17 protein-coding genes and 1 pseudogene are annotated in these 21,135 nt (G+C 35.4%); 16 read left to right on the plus strand and 2 right to left on the minus strand.

Annotation, left to right across the window (positions count from 1 at the left end):
* Positions 1 to 117 precede the first annotated feature (117 nt).
* A complete protein-coding gene (locus tag JCM9157_RS23445; protein ID WP_052013132.1) occupies positions 118 to 909 on the minus strand; it encodes an SGNH/GDSL hydrolase family protein in 792 nt (263 codons plus the stop codon).
* A gap of 27 nt (positions 910 to 936) precedes the next feature.
* Positions 937 to 2,589 (minus strand): InlB B-repeat-containing protein, encoded by a 1,653-nt coding sequence (locus tag JCM9157_RS25780; protein ID WP_035665326.1) that lies wholly within the window; start codon positions 2,587 to 2,589, stop codon positions 937 to 939.
* Between the two features lie 962 nt (positions 2,590 to 3,551).
* Between JCM9157_RS25780 and JCM9157_RS13185 the strand changes: the two genes are divergently transcribed.
* The 16 genes and pseudogenes from JCM9157_RS13185 to tagD all read left to right on the plus strand — a co-directional run bounded on the left by JCM9157_RS13185 (position 3,552) and on the right by tagD (position 21,063).
* Positions 3,552 to 3,815 carry a hypothetical protein gene (locus JCM9157_RS13185; RefSeq protein WP_035665329.1) on the plus strand — a complete coding sequence of 88 codons (264 nt, stop codon included), beginning with the start codon at positions 3,552 to 3,554 and terminating at the stop codon, positions 3,813 to 3,815.
* Between the two features lie 371 nt (positions 3,816 to 4,186).
* Positions 4,187 to 6,265 (plus strand): LTA synthase family protein, encoded by a 2,079-nt coding sequence (locus tag JCM9157_RS13190; RefSeq protein ID WP_052013133.1) that lies wholly within the window; start codon positions 4,187 to 4,189, stop codon positions 6,263 to 6,265.
* Positions 6,266 to 6,444: 179 nt separating this feature from the next.
* Positions 6,445 to 8,505 carry a S8 family serine peptidase gene (locus JCM9157_RS23450; RefSeq protein WP_052013134.1) on the plus strand — a complete coding sequence of 687 codons (2,061 nt, stop codon included), beginning with the start codon at positions 6,445 to 6,447 and terminating at the stop codon, positions 8,503 to 8,505.
* Positions 8,506 to 8,960: 455 nt separating this feature from the next.
* The gene (locus JCM9157_RS13200) at positions 8,961 to 9,827 is read left to right on the plus strand and encodes a hypothetical protein (RefSeq protein ID WP_035665331.1); all 867 of its coding nucleotides are present in this window, start codon (positions 8,961 to 8,963) and stop codon (positions 9,825 to 9,827) included.
* A 380-nt stretch (positions 9,828 to 10,207) separates the two neighbouring features.
* On the plus strand, positions 10,208 to 10,315 hold the full coding sequence (locus tag JCM9157_RS26085) for a hypothetical protein (RefSeq protein ID WP_369384752.1): 108 nt from the start codon (positions 10,208 to 10,210) through the stop codon (positions 10,313 to 10,315).
* Positions 10,316 to 10,376: 61 nt separating this feature from the next.
* A pseudogene (gene cmk, locus JCM9157_RS13205) lies at positions 10,377 to 10,823 on the plus strand ((d)CMP kinase); the annotation flags it as partial.
* A 196-nt stretch (positions 10,824 to 11,019) separates the two neighbouring features.
* Complete coding sequence (locus JCM9157_RS13210) at positions 11,020 to 11,508, plus strand: hypothetical protein (RefSeq protein ID WP_035665334.1); 489 nt, start codon at positions 11,020 to 11,022, stop codon at positions 11,506 to 11,508.
* Positions 11,509 to 11,656: 148 nt separating this feature from the next.
* Entirely contained in the window at positions 11,657 to 12,673 is a 1,017-nt protein-coding gene (locus tag JCM9157_RS13215; RefSeq protein WP_276563941.1) for an NAD(P)H-dependent glycerol-3-phosphate dehydrogenase, read from the plus strand.
* Between the two features lie 505 nt (positions 12,674 to 13,178).
* Entirely contained in the window at positions 13,179 to 13,466 is a 288-nt protein-coding gene (locus tag JCM9157_RS13220) for a hypothetical protein (RefSeq protein WP_035665336.1), read from the plus strand.
* 247 nt (positions 13,467 to 13,713) lie between these two features.
* Positions 13,714 to 14,766 carry a glycosyltransferase gene (locus tag JCM9157_RS13225; protein ID WP_052013135.1) on the plus strand — a complete coding sequence of 351 codons (1,053 nt, stop codon included), beginning with the start codon at positions 13,714 to 13,716 and terminating at the stop codon, positions 14,764 to 14,766.
* 12 nt (positions 14,767 to 14,778) lie between these two features.
* The gene (locus JCM9157_RS13230; RefSeq protein WP_035665337.1) at positions 14,779 to 15,546 is read left to right on the plus strand and encodes an ABC transporter permease; all 768 of its coding nucleotides are present in this window, start codon (positions 14,779 to 14,781) and stop codon (positions 15,544 to 15,546) included.
* An 85-nt stretch (positions 15,547 to 15,631) separates the two neighbouring features.
* The gene (locus JCM9157_RS13235; protein WP_235714998.1) at positions 15,632 to 16,267 is read left to right on the plus strand and encodes an ABC transporter ATP-binding protein; all 636 of its coding nucleotides are present in this window, start codon (positions 15,632 to 15,634) and stop codon (positions 16,265 to 16,267) included.
* A 38-nt stretch (positions 16,268 to 16,305) separates the two neighbouring features.
* Positions 16,306 to 18,501 carry a bifunctional glycosyltransferase/CDP-glycerol:glycerophosphate glycerophosphotransferase gene (locus JCM9157_RS13240; RefSeq protein WP_035665339.1) on the plus strand — a complete coding sequence of 732 codons (2,196 nt, stop codon included), beginning with the start codon at positions 16,306 to 16,308 and terminating at the stop codon, positions 18,499 to 18,501.
* Positions 18,502 to 18,520: 19 nt separating this feature from the next.
* A complete protein-coding gene (locus JCM9157_RS13245; protein ID WP_035665341.1) occupies positions 18,521 to 19,717 on the plus strand; it encodes a CDP-glycerol glycerophosphotransferase family protein in 1,197 nt (398 codons plus the stop codon).
* A 40-nt stretch (positions 19,718 to 19,757) separates the two neighbouring features.
* Positions 19,758 to 20,513, plus strand: coding sequence for a CDP-alcohol phosphatidyltransferase family protein (locus JCM9157_RS13250; RefSeq protein WP_035665342.1), 756 nt, complete (start codon positions 19,758 to 19,760; stop codon positions 20,511 to 20,513).
* A gap of 154 nt (positions 20,514 to 20,667) precedes the next feature.
* On the plus strand, positions 20,668 to 21,063 hold the full coding sequence (gene tagD / locus JCM9157_RS13255; protein WP_035665344.1) for a glycerol-3-phosphate cytidylyltransferase: 396 nt from the start codon (positions 20,668 to 20,670) through the stop codon (positions 21,061 to 21,063).
* Positions 21,064 to 21,135: the final 72 nt, after the last annotated feature.

A 21,135-nucleotide genomic window follows, 5' to 3' on the forward strand; every position in this document is an offset into this window, starting at 1 on the left:
ATTTTAGTCAATATAACGATGTGATAGCCATGCTTCCCAATAGCCCCTTACTCATACCCTCGCCATCGGTAAAACAAAGAAAAACCGCTCAAAAAAGAGCGGTTCATCAACTAACAACTATTCATTCGTCAAAAACTCAAACATCGCATCAGCCCATAAGGCATGTCCGTCTTTGTTTGGTCTTCCATTTGCAATGTAGTTGCGTAATGCTTCATTGTCGGTTGAAGGCCAACTTGTCCAATGATTTGCATATAAGTAGTCACGTTCAGCAGCGAAATTTTCTAATGCTTCTATTTGAGTTAAATAAAAGCCAGCATTAGGTAATGGATTCGCTGGAACAAGAACGATAGTTGTATTAGGTAGAGCATCAGTTAGTTGTTGCATCATGATCTCTAGTGCATCAAGAGAATCTTCAATTCGAATAACACCATTGTCATTTAAAATAAATGGTTCAAATAAAAGCAATGTAGGATTGCTCTCGATCACTTCGTTTACATACTCGCTATTGATGATGTCAATTGAAGTTAAGCGATCAACATTAACTGTCACCATACTAAGAGAAGGATTTTCAACTAACTCAGAGAGCTGATCTTCTAGTAATAAAGGCCAAGAACTACTAGCTTCCTCGTCATAAGCGATTGAAGCTGACCCGAATACCGTAATAGCTAGTGAGTCTTCATCTTCAAGTGATACTGTTAATTCCTTTACTAGTCCAGTTAAGCTAGCTTCTACTTCTCCTGCAGCCGTTTCTGTTTCCACGGTTTCAGTCGTTGTAGGAGGAGTAATCGTCAAGGCTAGAGCTTGTGATTCCTCTGCAATGGTTTCGAGCTTTTGCTGGTAATAGAAATGGCCAACGATAATGATGGTAATTGATAGAATAATACTTCCAATATATAAAAGGGATTTCAAAATTAAAGATCCACCTTTCTGTAGGTTTTAATCATCTTCATATTCTGGTTCATCTGGAACAGGAGCGGGTGCCGGATCTGGTTCAGGCTCAGGTTTTGGTTCTGGTTGCTTTGGTGTTTCTATAGGTATTGTTTTTTCTGGTTCTTTTGGCTTGGGAGTTGGAGCCGGTTCAGTTTTCTTTGGCTCTTCCTTTACCGGTTGTGTCGGTGTTTTTGTTTTCTTCGGTTCTTCTTTAGCCGGTTGTGGCTTCGGCTGTATAACTGTTTCTGTTTCGCGAACTGGTGTACGTGTTTGTTGTGGACTAAAAATAGCTTGTAGTGTCATGTCTTCTTCCATCACAAATGTAATCGATGGATTTGAACTAGTAATGGATCCAGACCAGCCCTCGAATACATAGCCTTGACTCGGCCTGGCGGTTACAGTAACTGTTTCACCAAGGTTAATCGTGTTCGCTAAAGTACTTTGAAGAACGGTGCCTTCTCCACTTTTCGTAATGGACAGTTGATAAGTATTTGTTTCAAGTTCAAATACTGCGCCAATTTTCATTGGTTTTTCAAGTGTTATAGTTTGTGTTATTGCTGTACCTGAAAGATCGCCAGTCCAACGAACAAATTTCCACCCTGCTGCCGGTACTGCTGTAAGTTCCACAACTTCACCAATTTCATAGATTGTTTTTTCAGGCAATGTTGTTATTGTACCTTCTCCAGTAATAGATGTCATTAGCGTATTTTTACCACTATCTATCTCAATATCTAATGAGAGGTTAATTCCATCATATTCAGCTATAAGTTGTTCAGCTCCGTCTTCTAAAGCAGTAAACGTCACTTTTTGATTTTCAGCAGCTGTTAATGTTCCTAACTCATTTTTTAATGTCCAGTTCGGCGTGATTTGCATTTCCTCGCCATCTGCGTCAAAGGCGACAACACCAACTTCAATTGCTTGATCAGCTGCAACGATAATGGCTTCATCACTCATTGTCCATGTTAGTTCTTCTGCGACTTGATCTTTAACAGTGATTTCTAATTCGCGGACCAAATCACCTGAAGTGGCAGTTACAACTACAGAGCCATTATTAACAGCTTTTAAACTTGTTTCATCCGCAGTGACTTGAAGACTAGCAATGTCTGAGGAGAGTACCCATTCAGCAGTAAGAGGAAGGGTTCTCCCTTTCTCATCTGACCACACGAGTTGGATTTCTCGTTCGTGACCTTTCTGAATAAAAGGTCGTTCAAAATCAACCGTGATTTGCTCTAAAAACAATTCATATTCTAATCGAAAGCCTTCATTATTTGTTTCGTCTGCGCCTTGTTTTAAAATGGAAAGGGCTGAGACGATATCAGATTGATTAATAAACAGTTCTGATAAGTATGTATAAAATAAAGGTTCGGCTGGAAGTAACTCAATTCCATCGAAAAGGGTCATTTCTGCTAAATCTAATCTAGCAATTCCTTGATAACTTTTCGTGAGTCCAATTCTTGCGTTTACATGTAACGGATCGAGATTTAAGATTTCTTTGTAAAAGGCAATACTCTCGTCGAAATCAGCTTGGTCAAACGCCGTTTTTGCTTCTTGTTCAAGTTTGTTAATCTGACCACTTGATTCAAAAGGAAATAAAACAAAGGCACCCAATAAGATAACGAGGATAAAACTGATAGAAGGGATCACGATTTTCTTTGACATAGCAAAACCTCTTTTCTAAAGCAAGTTACTTATTTAGTAGATAAATAGATAATTTGGATCATTTTTCATTATAAAGGACTTTGGCAAATAACGGAATACAAGGAAGAAAAAAAGTGAAAAGTGTCGAAAAAGTATATAGTAAGTAAATTTTATTATTGGGGAGAACATTTAATGTTTATGAGTATGGTGAGAGAAAAATATAAAAGCTGGAGGAAGACTTGACTCTACCCCCAGCATCAAAAGTATATAAAATATCTAATAAATATTTCGTAGAGGACACAACGTCCCTTCTTTATAAAATTAATCGTTTTACAAAGGAATGGATTATCACAATTATTAAAAACCACCCTTTCTTATTAATCAATTTGTTCTTGTTAACTTCATCATTGGCAACACCTAAGTATATTTACACGTATATGGTTCATACTAAATACTATTTTCCATTATTAAACAGGTTATTTCACATGTTTAGGGAAGGTTTCCACTAGGATCATTTGGAAATATACTGACGAGAAAAATATTTAATTTGAGGTACTCCAACAGGTCTTAGAGGGATATCTTCTTGCTTTTTAAAAGAGTTCATGAACGTCAGTGGCGATCGCTTTGAATATGAGGTGAAATATGCTGCTTGAATGGTTAGGCGAATCAGATAAAGATAGAAGGAGTGAGCATTGTAACAATTTTCATAGAAGAAAACAAATCTTAACATTTTAACTCTTTAATTGACTCTATTAGAATTTACTCTCTCTTTCTTATATATCCATTTTCTTCGTTGTTTTCATTTGGATTAGACATTTTATTGTTCACTTTTTTGTGATTTTGTTAAAGGAACACTTACCGCTTTATTTTTTATAGTTGAAGATATGGGCTAGGATATTGTCTTCTATTATGAATTACACATTGAATAAGAATAAAATTCAAAAAACACATTAATAAAATATTATATTTTAGGTATCTCTCAAATGTTTACTTCGTCGTTTGCGGTTTATTTGTTATATATGCTACTAGGTGATGGCGAGGTAGCACTTAAAATAGCAGTAGATGGGGTTTTGTTTATAGTGAGTTTTTTAATACAAAGAATATGGGTGTTTAAAATGCATGATGAAGAAATTGGTGAGATGGGGTTAAGTGATTCATGCCTACCTGACTTTTTTATTACTTTTTCTCTCATTTCTTGGCTAGGGATGCTCGTTCACACTACACCTTTTATGAGAAACCAGATGTAGATTCCTCTCTAATGTGAGTGAAACAACTCTTTGATGAGATTGTAAAAGAAGGTTCAGATCCAGCCAGCCGAATGTAGTCTATTACAGCCCAGAAAGTAAAGAGGATAGAGGCTATTTGCACTATGTTGTAAGATATGAGCAGCTTTCGGAGAGATTCGATATCGTAATTGATGTAGAAACAGTGAAACAGAAACGCAATTCGTGGAAAGATGAAGAAGTCTTATTACATCTTTGGAGTAGGGAAAGATGAACAAATTAGCAATTTTTTTTCTTCATTTGTTCATACTAATCTTATCGAAGATATTTATCATATTCGTACTAATAGGGAGAAGCTTGACATAGTTCTAATCGAATAAATTTAGGAGCGTAGCATGAAAAATAACTTTAATTCTTGGATGATTGTGATTGTAGCGAATGTCATTATAGCTGTGCTCATTACAGGTATATTGTTAGGACTTTTATATCAATTAAATGTTGATGCAATTGTTGATTATGTTCAATTGAATACGAAAATATTTCTACTCATTACTTTTCTAATAAGTGGTTATGTAATGATCTTCAGCCAATTTCAGATCAATCTTGCGTTAAGGTTATTAGAAAACCCGAAGTACGGATTTTGGATCAAAAAAATCTACAGCTTCACCGTTTTATTCCTACTTGCCTTGACTCTTAATTTCACGTTGGAATATTTTCAAGGGTTAAAAGAAATAGCAGGAACGATTGATTGGATTCAAATTAACACAAGGGTATTTCTGTTAGGTTCCTTTTACTTGTTCTTTATTGGATTGTCTTTATTTGCACTAATAGGGAGGCTCTATGTAACTTCCCTGATTCTAGCCTTATCTGTGTTGACGCTTGGTGTTTTGCATGGTAATAAACTCCAATTTTTAGGCGAGCCTTTGTACCCTTCTGATTTTACACAAATAGCCCACTTTACTGATGTACTTAAAATGGTTTCTGGGTACATCTCTCCTCAGTTAATGATTTACAGTTTATTAGCTGTTTTAATAACCATTTTTGCTTATAAACAGCTCCAGGAGGTGAAGATTACACTTCTTAGTAGGGTTGTGGTTAGTTCCCTAGCATTTTATATGGTTTTTGCCTTTACGTTTCACCCATCGAGCTTTATGAAGAAGGTAGTTGAAGACAATAATGTAAATATTATTCAGTGGAACCAATTAAAGAATTATCAAAAAAATGGCTTTGTATTTGGTTATCTTTCGAACTTAAATCATGAGACCTTTGAAAAACCTGCCAATTACAATCGAAAAAAAATTCAGGAAATTGCTCTCTCAATTTTGGCAGATGGAGGAAGTACTCCTGCTAGTTTCAGTGATAAAGGATATAAGCGCCCTAATATCATTTTTTTGATGAATGAGACTTTTTGGGATCCAACCAAACTAGATGTGTCGTTTAGCGAAGACCCAATGCCACATGTACGAAACTATATGAATGAACATACATCAGGATCGGTTTTAACTCCTAGTTTTGGTGGACAAACGGCAAATGTGGAATATGAGGCTTTAACTGGTTTCTCCATGAGTACACTTCAATCTGGAGCGGTACCTTATCAACAGCTTATAGACAAAAAATCTTCTGTCCCATCGCTTGCTAGCATGTTAAAGACAAAGGGTTACAAGACTATTGCGCTTCACCCCTACAACAAAGCCTTTTATAAACGGGCAAGGGTGTACAAAGCATTTGGGTTCGATGACTTTATCAGCATTGAAGAAATGAAACATAAAGAAATATCGGGTAGTTATATTTCAGATGAGTCAGTAACGGATGAGATAGTTATGCTACTAGAAGAAAGTAAACAACCGCTTTTTGTTCATGCGGTAACGATGCAAAATCATTTCCCGTATAGAACGGAACGCTATGATGAAAATACGATTGAAGTTAGTGGGTTAGAAAACGACTTGAAATCAGAGGTGGAAATTTACGCAGAAGGCATCAAGCAAGCAGATGCTGCAACGAATAAATTAATAGAATTTGTCTCAACACTTGAAGAGCCAACCGTCATAGTTTTCTGGGGAGACCACCTCCCGATATTAGGACAGAATAAAGCAGTGTTTAAAGAATTGAACTATGGAGATATTCTGAAGGAGGAAGAAGACTATCGGAGTTTTCATGAAACACCTTTATTTATGTATTCAAATGTAGACACAGAACGAAAAGACTTAAACTCGATTAGTCCAGCGTTCATTGGGCCTACATTATTTGAGATCATGAACATGGATCTACCACCATATTATCAGTTTTTAGCAAAACTAAAGGGTGAAATCGCTGGACTAGCTGCAACAACTAAAATTGATCCTGAAGGGAAAGAAATCCTAAAATTAACCGAGAAGCAAGAAGAATTATTAAAGCAATATGAGATGCTTCAATATGATTTGTTGGTTGGAAAACAATATAGCTTGGAACTATTATTTGAAGAAACTATCGAATAGAGACTACAACTCAAAGATGAGAAGGTATCTTTGGGTTGTAGTCTTTATTACTTACTGAATCAATGAATTTATGAAAAAATCATTCTCGTACTTTTACTTAAATCCATTGCTTTTATAAGATATAATAGTAGGAATAGTGTTAGATATCATTACAATTTAGGTAAAGGAGATTAGCACAAATGAGTATAATTAAATCTACATATAGATGGCTTTTCATATTTATATTGATCTGTATGATTTATATACAAACGACCTCGTTCGCATCCTCTGAAGAGTCAAATCATGAAGAAGTCATTGTTGTTTATAATACAGAGGCTGGAAAAAAACTAGTTGATGAACTCGCTCTAGAAATTGAACATCAATTTGAATGGATTCCAGCAGTCGTAGGGGTTTTCCGAAAAGAAGACCTCGCTTTATTAAGAAATAACCGTCATATAGATAAAATTGAAGAGAATAGTGTTTATACATTAGAAGAAACGTTAGTTGATGTAGTACCAACTTTGCAAGATCATGGGGTATTTCAGACAACGCAGTCGCAGTGGAATATTCACGCGGTTAAAGCGAAGAAAGCATGGGATGAAGGAGTGACCGGAAAAGGGGTTAGAATTGCTGTTGTAGACACAGGGATTTCTCCCCACCCACAGCTAAATATTTTTGGTGGAGTATCGACCCTTGATTATACGACTTCCTGGTCTGATGATAATGGACATGGTACTCATGTTGCTGGAACAATTGGAGCTAGGAATCTAAATAATCGTGTAATAGGGGTAGCTCCTGAAGCACAACTGTTTGCAGTCAAAGCGTTAAATAAAGATGGGATAGGTAGCCTTCGCTCCATTATGCAGGCGATAGAATGGTCGATCGCGAATCAAATGGATATTATTAACTTTAGTTTGGGTACGAATCAAGCATCGGAAATACTAGAAGAGTTGTTGAATCAAGCTCAAGAGAAAGGCATTCTTATTGTCGGGGCTAGTGGTAATACAGGAAATGCACAAGGAACGGATAACAGTGTAAGTAGTCTAGCTAAATATGAACCAGTTATTGCTGTTGGAGCAGTTAGCCAGGAATTAAAACGTGCTTCGTTCTCCTCAACAGGAAAAGAGGTTGAATTTTCAGCTCCGGGTGTGGAGATATTTAGTACATATTTAAATGGACAGTATGCAGTTGCTAATGGAACCTCACAAGCCACTCCGCATATTTCTGGTATCTTAGCTCTATTAAAGCAAAAATACCCTACACTCACAAACAAGGAGCTACGAAGCAAGCTACAGGAATACGCACTTGATTTAGGGCTGTCAGGTAGAGATAGCTGGTATGGGTATGGATTCGTTGTGTACTCGAATCATCAAACGCCTAAGGTGTCTAGGATAGAAGGGGTAAATTTATATGAAACATCAGCCTTAGTCAGTAAAGAGGGATGGACACAATCTGATTATGTGATTATGTCTCGGGGCGATCGATTTCAAGACGCCCTTGCAGGAGTTCCTTTAGCAGCAAAATATGACGCTCCATTACTTTTATCCCGTAATAACCGATTAGATCAAGTTACAAAGAATGAACTCGCAAGATTGGGTGCGAAAAAAGTGATCATTCTAGGAGGGCATCTGGCAATAGATCCGATTGTTGATCAACAAATTAAACAATTAGGAATTAAAGTTGAGAGAATAGCGGGAGCCAATGCACATGAAACAGCAGAACTAATATCAAAAAAAGTTGCGCCAAATGGGTCTTACCATGCCATCATTGTAAGTGATACAAGATTTCAGGATGCTCTGTCGGTCGCATCCTATGCAGGTGTAAGAGGGATTCCTATCTTATTAGCAAATACCAAAACCGTACCTAAAGCGACCGAAAGAGCTATCCAGCATTTGGGTGTTCAAGAAACACTTGTAATCGGAGGAGAGCTAGCGATTACAGATGATGTAGCAAATCGACTTCCAAAACATGAAAGATTATCTGGGAGAACGAGGTTTGATACAAATATTAAAGCCTTTCAATACTTTGCTCCACCTACAGATAAGGTCTATATAGCCACTTCGGAGAGATTTCAAGATGGCTTATCAGGAGCTGCTTTGGCAGCCAAAGAAAATGTAGGGGTTCTATTAGTTGGTAATTCTTTGCATAACATAACTAAAGACAACCTAGTTTATACAGACTATAATCAAATAAAGGTATTAGGAGGGGAATTAGCTATAAACGCAAATGTATACAAAGAGATAAAACGATTAGTCGAGTAAATAAACATTTAATAATAAAAGCAAAGTGTTAGCATAAGCACACTTTGCTTTTTAGTTCTGGAGATTTTAGTAGGGATAAAGCAAAATGTTGATTGAAAAATGCTAAATAATAAAGTTGTTATAAAGGTTTGAACATACAGCACATATTACGTTCATTAGCTAGGGAGAAGCGATGCAATCAAACGAATCCAACCGTATATAACGATCCAAAGAGGGATACTAAGTAAAACAGCCCAAGTGATTCCGATGACGATGTCGCAATCCTCACTCATATAAGCCTCCTTTAATGTGACTATCTTTATCTTATGCGTTCATTGTTAAGGAAGAGTGAATTACATGTAATGAATTGTAAAGAAGGATGGAAGAGGCTCACTAGCAGTTCATTATTAACATTCGTTTAACATAAAAAAATGCGTTATACTAGCTTTATAGGATTGCTTAAAAGGGAGGCAGTAATGAAGAATTTATTAATGATGATTAGCATTAGCTGGTTATTAGTATTATCAGCTTGTATGAGTGAAAAAGTGCTGGAACAAGAACAAATTGAATATCCAGTTGAAGAGCAGACTGATGAACAGGTAGAAGAAATAGAAGATGAATCTTATCAAGACACTGAAGAACAAATAGAGGAAGTTGAAGAAGAACAAACAGAAGAAGTCTCTGTTCTCACCGAGGAAGAAGCCGTACAATTTGTCATTGGCGTGGAAAAGAAGGCTGTAGAAATTTTATCGAACAGCTTTGAAATGGGAGAAGAGGAACTAGTCTTTCAAGATACATTCGAGGAGTTAACTTCACAGCTTGCAGAAGTATATTCAACAAATATGATTGAAGGTAAGTTTAAACAAATCTATGAAAAGCCACGTCGTTTTTTTGAGCCTATTCATGAGTTTCCTTTGGCGCAACCAATCGTCCCAGAAAATCAAGTTGTCATCTATTCTGAGGAAGAAATGGTTGTATATACGCAACCTGTGGTCAATGGAGAAGAGAATTATATCTATCAATATGTATTAGCTGTGGAAGATCATAAGTGGAAGATTAAAGACGAGAAAAAGTACTTATCACCAATTGGAGCTGAGACCGCGGTCCGACATGTATCAAAGCTACATGATTCCGAAATTAATGTGGTCTTTGATGGACCACAACATTTAGAGGATCATATCAACATGTTAGAAGCTGAAGATTCCTTTCTTGTTCACGTATACGTACTAAATGAGCAGAATGTTTCTATCACGTTAGGTTGGTATACTGTTGACCCGGTAACGAGAATCGTTTATGAGTTAAACTTACTAGAAAATGAATATGAGGAAATTGGCACATACTAAATGAAAACGCTGGCGTTAAGCCCAGCGTTTTCTTAACCAACACAGTTTTAATCATGAATCACTGCAGATGTCTCCCTACTAGAAAAAGAATTGTATCAGTAAATAGATTTGAGGACAATAGAAAATATCTTACTCAATAAACATAAGTGTGAAACAAAACAATAAACTTAAGCTAATTTCTTGTTAGGTACTACTACATTCTATTTAATATTCTAGAAAACTATAATAAATAGAGAAAAGCTTAGTGCAAGTGTGTTCGAAAAGCTTAGATGGGTATGGTTTTTCCTGGAGGAATAGGGAGTAAATGAAATGCAAAAGGATTTAAATGCAGCTATTGATGGACCAGCGGGTGTGCGGGTAAAGTACAGTAGCAAAAATTAGTGGACGACCAATTATCTTACTTTTACATAGATACTGGAGCGATGTATCGTGCGGTTGTCCATGCAGCGTTGATAGAAGGTGTAAATGTGAAAGATGAGGACTCTTAAAAAAAACTCACTTGAAGGTGGAACAATCGATTAACTTAATTAAGTAGATAATGAGGTAACCGTTTTACTAAACGGTCAAGATATTGCTGGAAATATCAGAACGGTTGAAGTCAGCAAGCAGGTTCCATTTGTGGTGATTTATAAATTGGTTCGCGTTATAATAATGGTAGAGCGCCAGAGACAGTTAGCGGAGAAGGGTCATACAGTCCTAGATGGACGTGATATTGGTACGCATGTACTACCAGATGCTAAAGTTAAAGTGTTTTTAACAGCTTCTGTTGATATACGAGCAAAGAGGCGTCATGAGGAACTTCTACGAAAGGGTTATCCTTCGAATCTAGAGGAGTTAAAAAGGGAGATCGCTAATCGGGATGAGTTAGACTCGACTCGTGCCTTTGCTCCACTTTGTAAGGCAAAAGGTGCGAAAGAAATTGATACAAGCTCTTTATCAATTGATGAAGTGGTAACGGCGATTATTGATCTAGTAGAAGAGTCAATTCTCATATAATTCATAGTGCTATTGAGATGATATAGAAATTTTAGAATTTATGTCAAACTTATGGCTGGTAAATTCAATCGGTATCTTCATAAAATCAAAATTGGAAATGATTATGAAGGAATGATTTTTTTGTCGAGATATGGTACTCTGTAATTAAAAGATGCTCATGACAAGCTTATAACTATTTAATTTAGGGGGAAACACTATGAAAGTAATGTTAGTGACTGCACTTGCTTCTGTTGTTCTTATTTTTGGATTTAGCCAATTTTCATTCGGTAATGATGTCGACACGTCTGAAGAAGTTGAAATTGAAGAAGAAGTGATTTCAGAAGAGGAACTTGAGGCTAAAGAAAAAGCCGAGAAAAATGTTGAAGTAGTTGAAGAAGAAACGGAAGAATTGGTTGAAGAAGAATTAGTTGAAGTTGAAGCGACTGAAGCGGTTGTTGAGATTGAGGAAACTGAAGAATCAAAAGACGAGAACCTAACAGATGTAGAAAAAGCAATAAAGAGATTAAAAGAATATCTAGAGATCGAAAATGATGAGGAAATTCATATTGAAGTAGACCATGAGGAAAATGGTAAATACTATATTCAAGTTTTTGACATTGAGATTGTTAATGGTGTAGGCCATACGGTTACAAGAGGTTGGTACATCGTTGATAAAGAAACTGGAAAAGTTGAATCGGTACTTTAATTAATTAAGGGTGGCTCGTACGTTTTTAATCTAAGTTTTTACAGTAAGGTCGGACAAACTATACCGATTTGTTGTACTTAGGTTAGAATGACGAGTTACCCTTTTTGTATGTGTGAAGAAACAATGACAATTGATTTAGGAGGAAAACATGAATAATCATATGAAAATGGCTGTACTAGGTTCTGGTAGTTGGGGGACCGCCCTTTCTCTTGTTTTAGCTGATAATCATATAGAGGTGAACCTTTGGGGACACAACCCAGCAATTATTGATGAAATAAATGAACAACATTCCAATACAACTTATTTGCCGAATGTTGAACTCCCATCATTAATTAAAGGCTACTCTGATTTAGAAGAAGCTCTTAAAGAAGTAAATACAATCTTGCTCACCGTCCCAACAAAGGCTATTCGCGATATTGTAAAAAAAGTTAGTAAGTTGTTGATCAATCCAGTAACCATTATTCATGCTAGTAAAGGAATTGAGCCAGGTACGTATAAGAGGATTTCAGAGATGATCAAGGAAGAAATGCCTAGTCACTTACTAACTGAGGTAGTTGTCTTATCAGGACCTAGTCATGCTGAAGAAGTTAGCTTAAGACAACCAACAACGGTAACGGCTGCAGCAAGTCAACTTAAAGTTGCTGAATATGTACAAAAGCTGTTTATGAATGCTAATTTCAGAGTATATACGAATACAGATGTCATAGGTGTTGAGTTAGGTGGTGCGTTAAAGAATATTATCGCACTTGGAGCGGGGCTTAGTGATGGTCTTGGATATGGGGACAATGCTAAAGCTGCCCTAATGACACGCGGGTTAGCTGAAATCACAAGGCTTGGAAGTGAACTAGGAGCAAACCCAATAACCTTCTCTGGCTTAACAGGTATAGGTGATTTAATTGTAACATGTACAAGTACACATAGTAGAAATTGGCGTGCTGGTAACCTCCTTGGCCAAGGAAAAAGCCTAGAGGATGTTCTAGATAACATTGGAATGATTGTGGAAGGGGTAAGAACTACTGAAGCAGTCTTTCACTTAGCCAAAAAATTAGAGGTCGAGATGCCAATTACGGCAGCGATCTATGATGTATTATTTAATGGAAAAGAAGCGAAAGTAGCAGTGGATGAACTAATGGCTCGAACGGGTAAAAGAGAAACGATTAATTGAATGTTTAGAAACAAAGAAAGAGCCCTTATGCTATCGATGGCTCTTTCTTTGTTAGTCATAAGTTAGGTATTCGACTTTCGAATCCTGATTGAATAAAAGTATGATCAACTATAATACTTATATGATCAATGATGTTTTGATGCGTTTCTACCGAAGAAGGGTCATCCATTCGATCACTTCCTTTAGTGAGAGGTTCAGTGGGTGACAGTGTATTCGCTATTTCAAAAGTCTGTTCTACTAGTTCTATGGACCTGATCCAACAATATTGAACATGATGTCTCTTATCCATTAATTAAAATAATAGTCAATTCTACTATTTCCTTATAATTCGATCTATTAAAAAGGGGAAGGTAAAAAGCAAGATTCTTCTTATTAAATAGGTTGATTGTTTTACTCATATCAATAAATATTGTATCATGGGGAAATATAAACTGGGTTAAGAAAACAATGCTGAAAGTAAATGCCCCGTATAAATAAGTCTTGAATTTTGATTAAGGAGGTTATTATGCAGGAAACACTTTTGGAATGGAAGGAACGATTAGAGAAAGAACGAGATGATATCATAAATAAACAAATCATAATTGAAGAACGGTTATCCAAGAAAAAGATGATGTGGGAGATTACTCAAGAGATTGATGTAGTCAAACAAGGCCCGATCACAAAGAGTACGAAAGCAGCGCTGGAGCGAAATCAACAAGAGCTTGAAGTGTACAAAAAAGAGAACGCAACTAAGCTTGATGAGATAGCCGCAATATTAGAAGTAGTTGAGGAAAAGATTAACAGAGAAAATTAAGATATTACAAATCTCTCTTATCAACTGAAAGAACGACAAAGCTTATAAAAAAATTACAGACGCGAGACGCGATAGGGCATTCATTCGGTGTAGAACTAAATTTAAGTTCTGCACTTTTCTTTTATCCTTAGATACCTTAATCTTAATTAGGATAAGATTGTTCTATTTACATCTAAAATATAATGGAGTACTATAACTAGTGTTATTAACAGTGCTTGAATTAGTGTAAAAGTGTGGTGAGCAATTAGTGCATGATGAATTTAAATCGAAACAGTCAATCTTTTTTTCTGTTCTACTTGTAGTAAGAAATGAAGAAAAGTACATTTCACGACTAATTGAAACGTTATTAAAACAGGAATTCCCTATAGAAAATTATGAACTAATTATTATTGATGGGTGTTCAAGTGACAATACTCTAGGTATAGTGGAGGACTACAGGAAAAAATACCCGGATTTTATCCGTGTATATAATAATAACAAAAAGACGCTACCAGCAGGTTGGAATATAGGGATAAAACAATCAAAGGGCCAATATGTTCTAAGATTAGATGGACATACCGAGGTGCCTAATGATTTTTTACTAAATAATTGGGAAACAATAAAAAAACAACCAGAAGCTACATGCGTAGGTGGAATTATTATCTCAAAAGGACACGGATTCCAAGGAAGTATCAATGAATATGTGTATTCCCACCCATTTGGGGTAGGAAGCTCGAAGTTTAGAACTTTAAATGAAGATTGGGAAGGGTTTGTTGAGACTGTCCCATATGGTGCCTATAAGAAAGAAATATTTGATGAAATTGGCTGCTTTAATGAGGATTTAAAAAGAAATGAAGATATTGAATTTCATAGGCGTGTCTACAATTATGGAGGACAATTCTTTCTATCGACAAAGATCAGATCAACTTATTATGTACGTGACTCACTCAAAGGTTTAATAAATAAATCTTTAGGAGATGGAACATGGTCTATGATTGCGAATCAGGTAACACCAGGTTCGTTGAGCGTTTATAAAAAAGCTCCACTTTATACCTTTTTAAGCGGAGTTGCTCTATTTATAGGAGCATTTCTACACTCTGTCTTTTTCTGGTTATTTATGTTAGCTTTACTTTCGTATACACTGCTTAATAGTATTGTTAGTATTAAATTTGCTAGGAAAAAGGGGATACAATTCTTTTTACCTTGTTTCATTGCCTTCTTCTGTATGCATTTCTTTAGAGGCCTGGGGTCATTTCTTGCATATTTTAAAATGGAATATTGGATTTATAAAAAACAGCTATTGTTTAAAAAAACGAATTAAGGTTGAGATCTAATGTTTGAACTATATAAATACAGACAGCTGCTTTCCTTCCTAGTAAGAAAAGAGCTTAAAATAAAATACCGAAATACCATGCTTGGCTATTTTTGGTCTCTACTTGAACCACTTGGGTTAATGATCATTTATACTATTGTTTTCTCAATCATTTTAAGGTTCGGAATAGAGAACTATTCATTATTTTTACTTTCTGGGCTTATTCCATGGATGTTTGTCAATCATTCTGTTCTTAGGGGAACCAAATCATTAACGTCCAATTCTTCTTTACTTAAAAAAGTGTATTTCCCTAGACAAATTTTCCCCTTAACCACCATTTTGACGAATTTAGTAAGCTTAGGTATCTCATTATTACTAGTCGCAGCTTATTCTTATTATCTCGGGGTTGGGATATCGTTAGTAGGATTTTTCATCTTACCACTGGCTATTGTACTACAATTCATCCTTATTTTAAGTATTGTATTATTGCTCTCAAGTATTAATGTTTACTATCGAGATATTGAATTTATTAGCACACTTGGAATTAGAGGATGGATGTATTTATCCCCTATTTTATATCCAATCTCAGAAATACCTGAGCAATATTTAAGTTTGTACATGCTGAATCCGATGGCTCCAATTATCTCCCTTTATCACTTTGTTTTTTACGGTGGGGAATTAATTCCTGTGGCTTCAATTATATATAGTACGGTGTTTTCAATAGTACTTTTACTTTTTTGCTGGCAAATTTTTAATAAGTTGAGCAAAAATATAGGGGAAGTGATTTAATTTGTATGCTATTGATGTAAATAATGTTTTTAAGGTTTTTAAAAAACCATATGATAAGACTCTTAAAGGTAAACTAATGTCCTTCATGAGACGCGAAAAATTACATGAGGAGTATCTAGCCTTAAATAATGTTTCTTTCTCTGTTAAACCTGGAGAAGGTTATGCGATTATCGGGAAAAATGGTGCCGGAAAAAGCACTTTATTTAAAGTGATTTCTGGTGTTATATCACCTGATAAAGGGCAAATTCAATTAAATGGTTCCATCATGCCTCTTATTGAGTTGAGTGCGGGACTAAGCAGAGATTTATCAGGGCGTGAAAATATAAAGTTAAATTGTGCGATTTACGGTTTAAATAAACAGAAGATTAACGAAGTCCTCCCAAAAATCATTGAGTTTGCTGAGTTAGAGGAAAGTATTGATATGCCTATCAAGTTTTACTCATCTGGTATGAAAGCGAGATTGGGATTTTCAATTGCTGTTCATATTGAAACGGATATTATTCTAGTTGATGAAGTGTTAGCGGTTGGAGATAAAGACTTTAAAGAAAAATGCTATCAAAAAATTATTGAATTAAAAAAACAAGGAAAAACCATTGTCATTGTCTCGCATAGTTTAAAACCTTTAAAGCGTATTTGTGATAGGGCTCTTATCTTAAAAAGAGGCGAAGTACAAGCTGTTGGAGAAATAAATGAGATGATTGACCTATATGAATCAATGTAACCTTTGTTAAGTAAAACAGATTCCATAGAGGTGTAAATATGAGTAAAGTAAGTGTTATTATTCCTGTCTACAATAAAGAGGAATATGTAGAGAGGTGTTTAAACTCTCTCTTAAACCAAACGTATACGAATTTTGAAGCTATCATTATTAATGATAGCTCTTCTGATAATAGTGGGAAGATCATTGAAAGAATTGCAAGTGAAAATCCAACATGGAATGTGTATAGCTTTGAAGAGAATTGCGGTGCAGCAGTAGCTCGTAATTTCGGTGTGAGGCAAGCGACAGGTGATTTTCTCTATTTCCTGGATGCAGATGATTATCTGGCTCCTTATACACTAGAAGTCTTTGTGAATCACATTGGTGAGAATCCTTTTCTTGTTGGTCCAATTTCCAAACCTACTACTATTGTACAGGATCACTATATAGCTGATGATGAAGATAGCGAAGATGAGCAGGAACAAGAAGAATCTAACGATAATCAAGTTAATGTCTACGAATATCGTGGTGCTAAAAAGAAAAAAGCTCTCAGGAGAAAAGCAGTTATTAACATTTTATGGAGTCATGATTTTGTGAAGACGCATCAATTGGAGTTCGATGAAGAGTTAATTTATTACTCAGATCAGTCATTTACATTAGGTGCGATTGGCGTGGTGGAATCTATAGCAGCGATTAGGGTCCCTACCTACATTAGGGGAGAATGCTATGATCCCATCGACCATCCAAGCCTGAGACAAAATCCAATTTCAGCAAAGATTCCCGATTTCTTAAAGGCTTATCAGCGCTTTAAAGTGCAATTTGGAAAATATGATAACCATATTGATAAATACTTGGATAAGGACTTTTTGAGATTTTATCATAGAAGCATTACAAATACGATTATGAAAGATAATGAGTACCTAACAATCTGGTTTGAACCATTGCGTAAATCTGCTGAATTAATTGACACTAAGACACGACTTAATAGTGGTTATTTCACAAGTCGTGAAATGAAGGCGTTATTGGAGAAAGATGAAAGTAAACTGCTCCAAAGAATAAAGATTCGACAAAGTTATAAACGCTTTAAAACAGCTTTATCTGGAAGACAGGCAATGTATAAAGAGATCTACCGTTCGCTATTCTTAAATCGACCTGTTAAAGAAAACCGAATTATATTTGAGAGCTTTGCTGGTAAAAGTTATTCAGATAACCCACGTGCAATTTATGAGGAAATGCTCCAGGATGACAACTCTTATGAGTATATTTGGATTATGAATGATCCTTCTAAACCAATTCCAGGAAACGCAAAAAAGGTTAAACGTTTAAGTCTTCGTTACTATTATTACTTAGCAACGTCTAAGTACTGGGTTATTAACGCAAGAATGCCTGGATACATGATTAAAAGACCAGAAACCGTCTATTTACAAACATGGCATGGGACGCCTTTAAAAAAACTGGCGCATGATATGAAAGAAGTTAGAATGCCTGGGACGACCACGGAAAAGTATAAAAAGAATTTCTATTTAGAGGCACAAAAGTGGGATTATTTAGTTTCCCCGAATGATTATTCAACTGAGATTTTCAAACGTGCTTTTAAGTTTCATAAGACGATGTTAGATGTCGGGTATCCACGTAACGATGTTCTTTATAAAAAGAATAACGTAGAAAACATAGATGAAATTAAGAAGAAAATTGGTTTGCCAACAGACAAAAAGGTTATCTTATATGCACCAACTTGGAGAGACGATGAGTTCTATAAAAAAGGTCAATATAAGTTTGATTTGAAGCTGGACTTAGAGGATATGAAGAAACGACTTGGTGAAGAATATGTGTTAGTTCTACGAATGCATTATCTCATCGCAGATTCGATTAACACAGAGGGAGCAGAAGGATTTGTTTATAATCTCTCAAGCTATGATGATATTGCAGAATTGTATCTTGCATCAGATCTTTTAATTACTGATTATTCATCTGTTTTCTTTGATTATGCGAACTTGCGTAGACCAATTTTATTCTTCACGTACGATATCGATAAATATCGTGATACGTTAAGAGGTTTTTATTTTAACTTTGAAGAGGTGGCACCTGGACCAATCTTAATGGAATCTTCAGAGGTGATCGATACAATCGAGAACATCAATCAGCTCAAAGGAGTATACGAGGAAAAGTTTGAAGCTTTTTATGAACGATTTTGTAGTCTTGATAATGGAACAGCTTCTAGACAAATTATTAAAAGAGTGTTTAAGGGTGAAAAATAGAACATAAAGGTGTATTTCTATGAATGGTCTTAAAGAAAAACTAAAAAAAAGTCCACTGATGAGGCAGTTGTTTACATTTGTCTTTATCTGTTTGTCATTGTTGCCTGTTAAAAAGAAGTTAATTATTTTTGAAAGCTTCTCTGGTAAGCAGTATAGCTGTAATCCCCGTGCTATTTATGAGTACCTTTCTAATCAAGCTCACGATTACGAGATGGTTTGGAGTGCAAATAAGAATGTAGTGGACCGCTTTAAAGAGGCTGGTGTTCCATATGTGGAGCGACTTTCTCCAAGGTGGTTTCTGCTAGCTGCCCGTGCAAAGTATTGGGTAACGAATAGTCGTATGCCGTCATGGGTTCCGAAACCGAGGCATACGATTTACGTTCAAACCTGGCACGGAACTCCATTGAAAAGACTTGTTGCAGATATGGAAGAGGTACATATGCCTGGAACTAGTCGTGAACAATATATTAGAAACTTTCACAATGAATCAAAAAATTGGGATTATCTCATTTCGCCAAATGAGTATTCAACAGATATATTCAAGAGGGCTTTTAATTTTAATAAGGATATGATTGTGTCGGGGTATCCTCGAAATGATGTCCTAATTACACGAAACTCGAATGACATTATTACTGAACTCAAGAAGAATTTGCAGCTACCTCATGATAAGAAGATTATTTTATACGCGCCAACGTGGAGAGATAATGAGTATCATGGCCCTGGTAGATACAAAATTAATTTGCAACTCGACTTTAAAAAAATGCAAGAGCAGCTTGGTTCCGACTATATATTATTGTTACGATTGCATTCATTTGTATCTGATAAGATTGATTTAAGTGGGTTTGAAGACTTTGTATATGACTTTTCAAAGTACCTTGATATTAATGATCTTTACCTTGTCTCTGATGTCTTAATTACTGATTATTCATCTGTCTTTTTTGATTATGCGAACCTAAAAAGACCGATAATCTTTTATACGTATGATATTGAAGCATATCGAAATAAACTTAGAGGATTTTACTTTGATTTTGAAACTAATGCACCTGGTCCTATCGTTCTATCTACGGAAGAAGTCATTGATGAAATCAGAAAAACCGAAACACAGGATTTAGCTGAGTCATACGATGAGTTTCACCAAAAGTTCTGTTATTTAGAAGACGGCCATGCTGCAAGAAGAGTTGTGGAAAAGATTTTTATCAATAAAGAAAATGTTTAATTATATCTTAGAACAGGAATGAAAATGAAGGAGATTTCTCATGCAATCACAGAATGGAAAATTGCCAACGACCTTTTTTGATACGAAGAAAATAATTGAATACCGTAAGCAATCACAAACATACAGTGCGAAAGAGGATTTGTGGTCGTGGTTTGTACTGAGGAGAATCTCCATTTATTTCACTATGGTCCTTATCAAACTCCGCTTTACTCCGAATGTTGTTAGTTGGATGAGTTTGATTGGAATGCTAACCTCTGGTTTATTAATGATGATCTCAACTCCGCTTGCATTTATTTTAGCTTTCTTTGCTTATAACCTAGGGTATTTATTAGATTGTGTAGATGGTGAAATAGCACGGATAACGAAGAATACTTCGAAAAAGGGGTACTTTATCGACCTGTTAATACAGGCTGCACAATTACCAATCTTCATATCGTTTTTATTATCTTTTTTAGTTATGACAGAGAGATTAATTTTGACTACAGGTGAATTGCTTATGGTCTATCTTTTAATTGTGGCCATTATCCTGTCACTTTTAGTCCCTTTATCTTTTCAGTTAACAAAAATAAAAGAAAACGAGCAGGACCCAGTTAACCAAATTCGTTCAAAGTCAATTTTTTTTACGTTTTTAGGTTTTTTTCTCGGGCTACCCGGTTTTTTTGCTACTATGTTTGTATTAGTTATTCTAGAGTCATTAGTTAGTTGGACAATTATACCACCCTATATTATATTGTTTTTATTTATATTAACTGCTAAAATGATGGCTAGGCTTGTTTTGACGTTAAAAACCTATTAACTTGTTTATTTATAACAAACTTTGGGAAATAATGAAATATAGCAAATCCTGTTGTATTCTAGTTCAAAATCATGCTATATTAATCTTTGTTAAATTAACACAGCATACTTGGTTAATATTATTTAATTTTTATGAAATATAGGGGGCAACAAAAGTGAAGAAGGTTATAACATATGGTACGTTTGATCTATTACACTGGGGCCACATTAATTTGTTAAAAAGAGCTAAAGACTTAGGGGATTACTTAATTGTTGCTATATCTTCAGATGAGTTTAATGCGATTAAAAATAAAAAGTCGTATCACAGCTTTGAAAATAGAAAAATGATTTTAGAAGCTATTCGTTATGTGGACGAAGTGATTCCAGAACATAAATGGGAACAAAAGATCTCAGATGTTGTAGATAATAATGTAGATGTTTTTGTGATGGGTGATGATTGGGAAGGGAAGTTTGACTTTCTAAAAGATTATTGCGAAGTGGTTTATCTGCCAAGAACAGCAGGTATTTCAACATCAAAGATTAAAGATGAATTAAAGATTGTGAATGGTTAATCTAATAAATTATGTAAATTTATTGAAAGTTATTGAGAATCTATAGATTTCATAAATTTTGTGTTAAGATAC

Origin of the sequence: Halalkalibacter akibai JCM 9157, from assembly GCF_000513135.1 — a bacterium.
Lineage (GTDB): Bacteria > Bacillota > Bacilli > Bacillales > Bacillaceae_D > Halalkalibacter > Halalkalibacter akibai.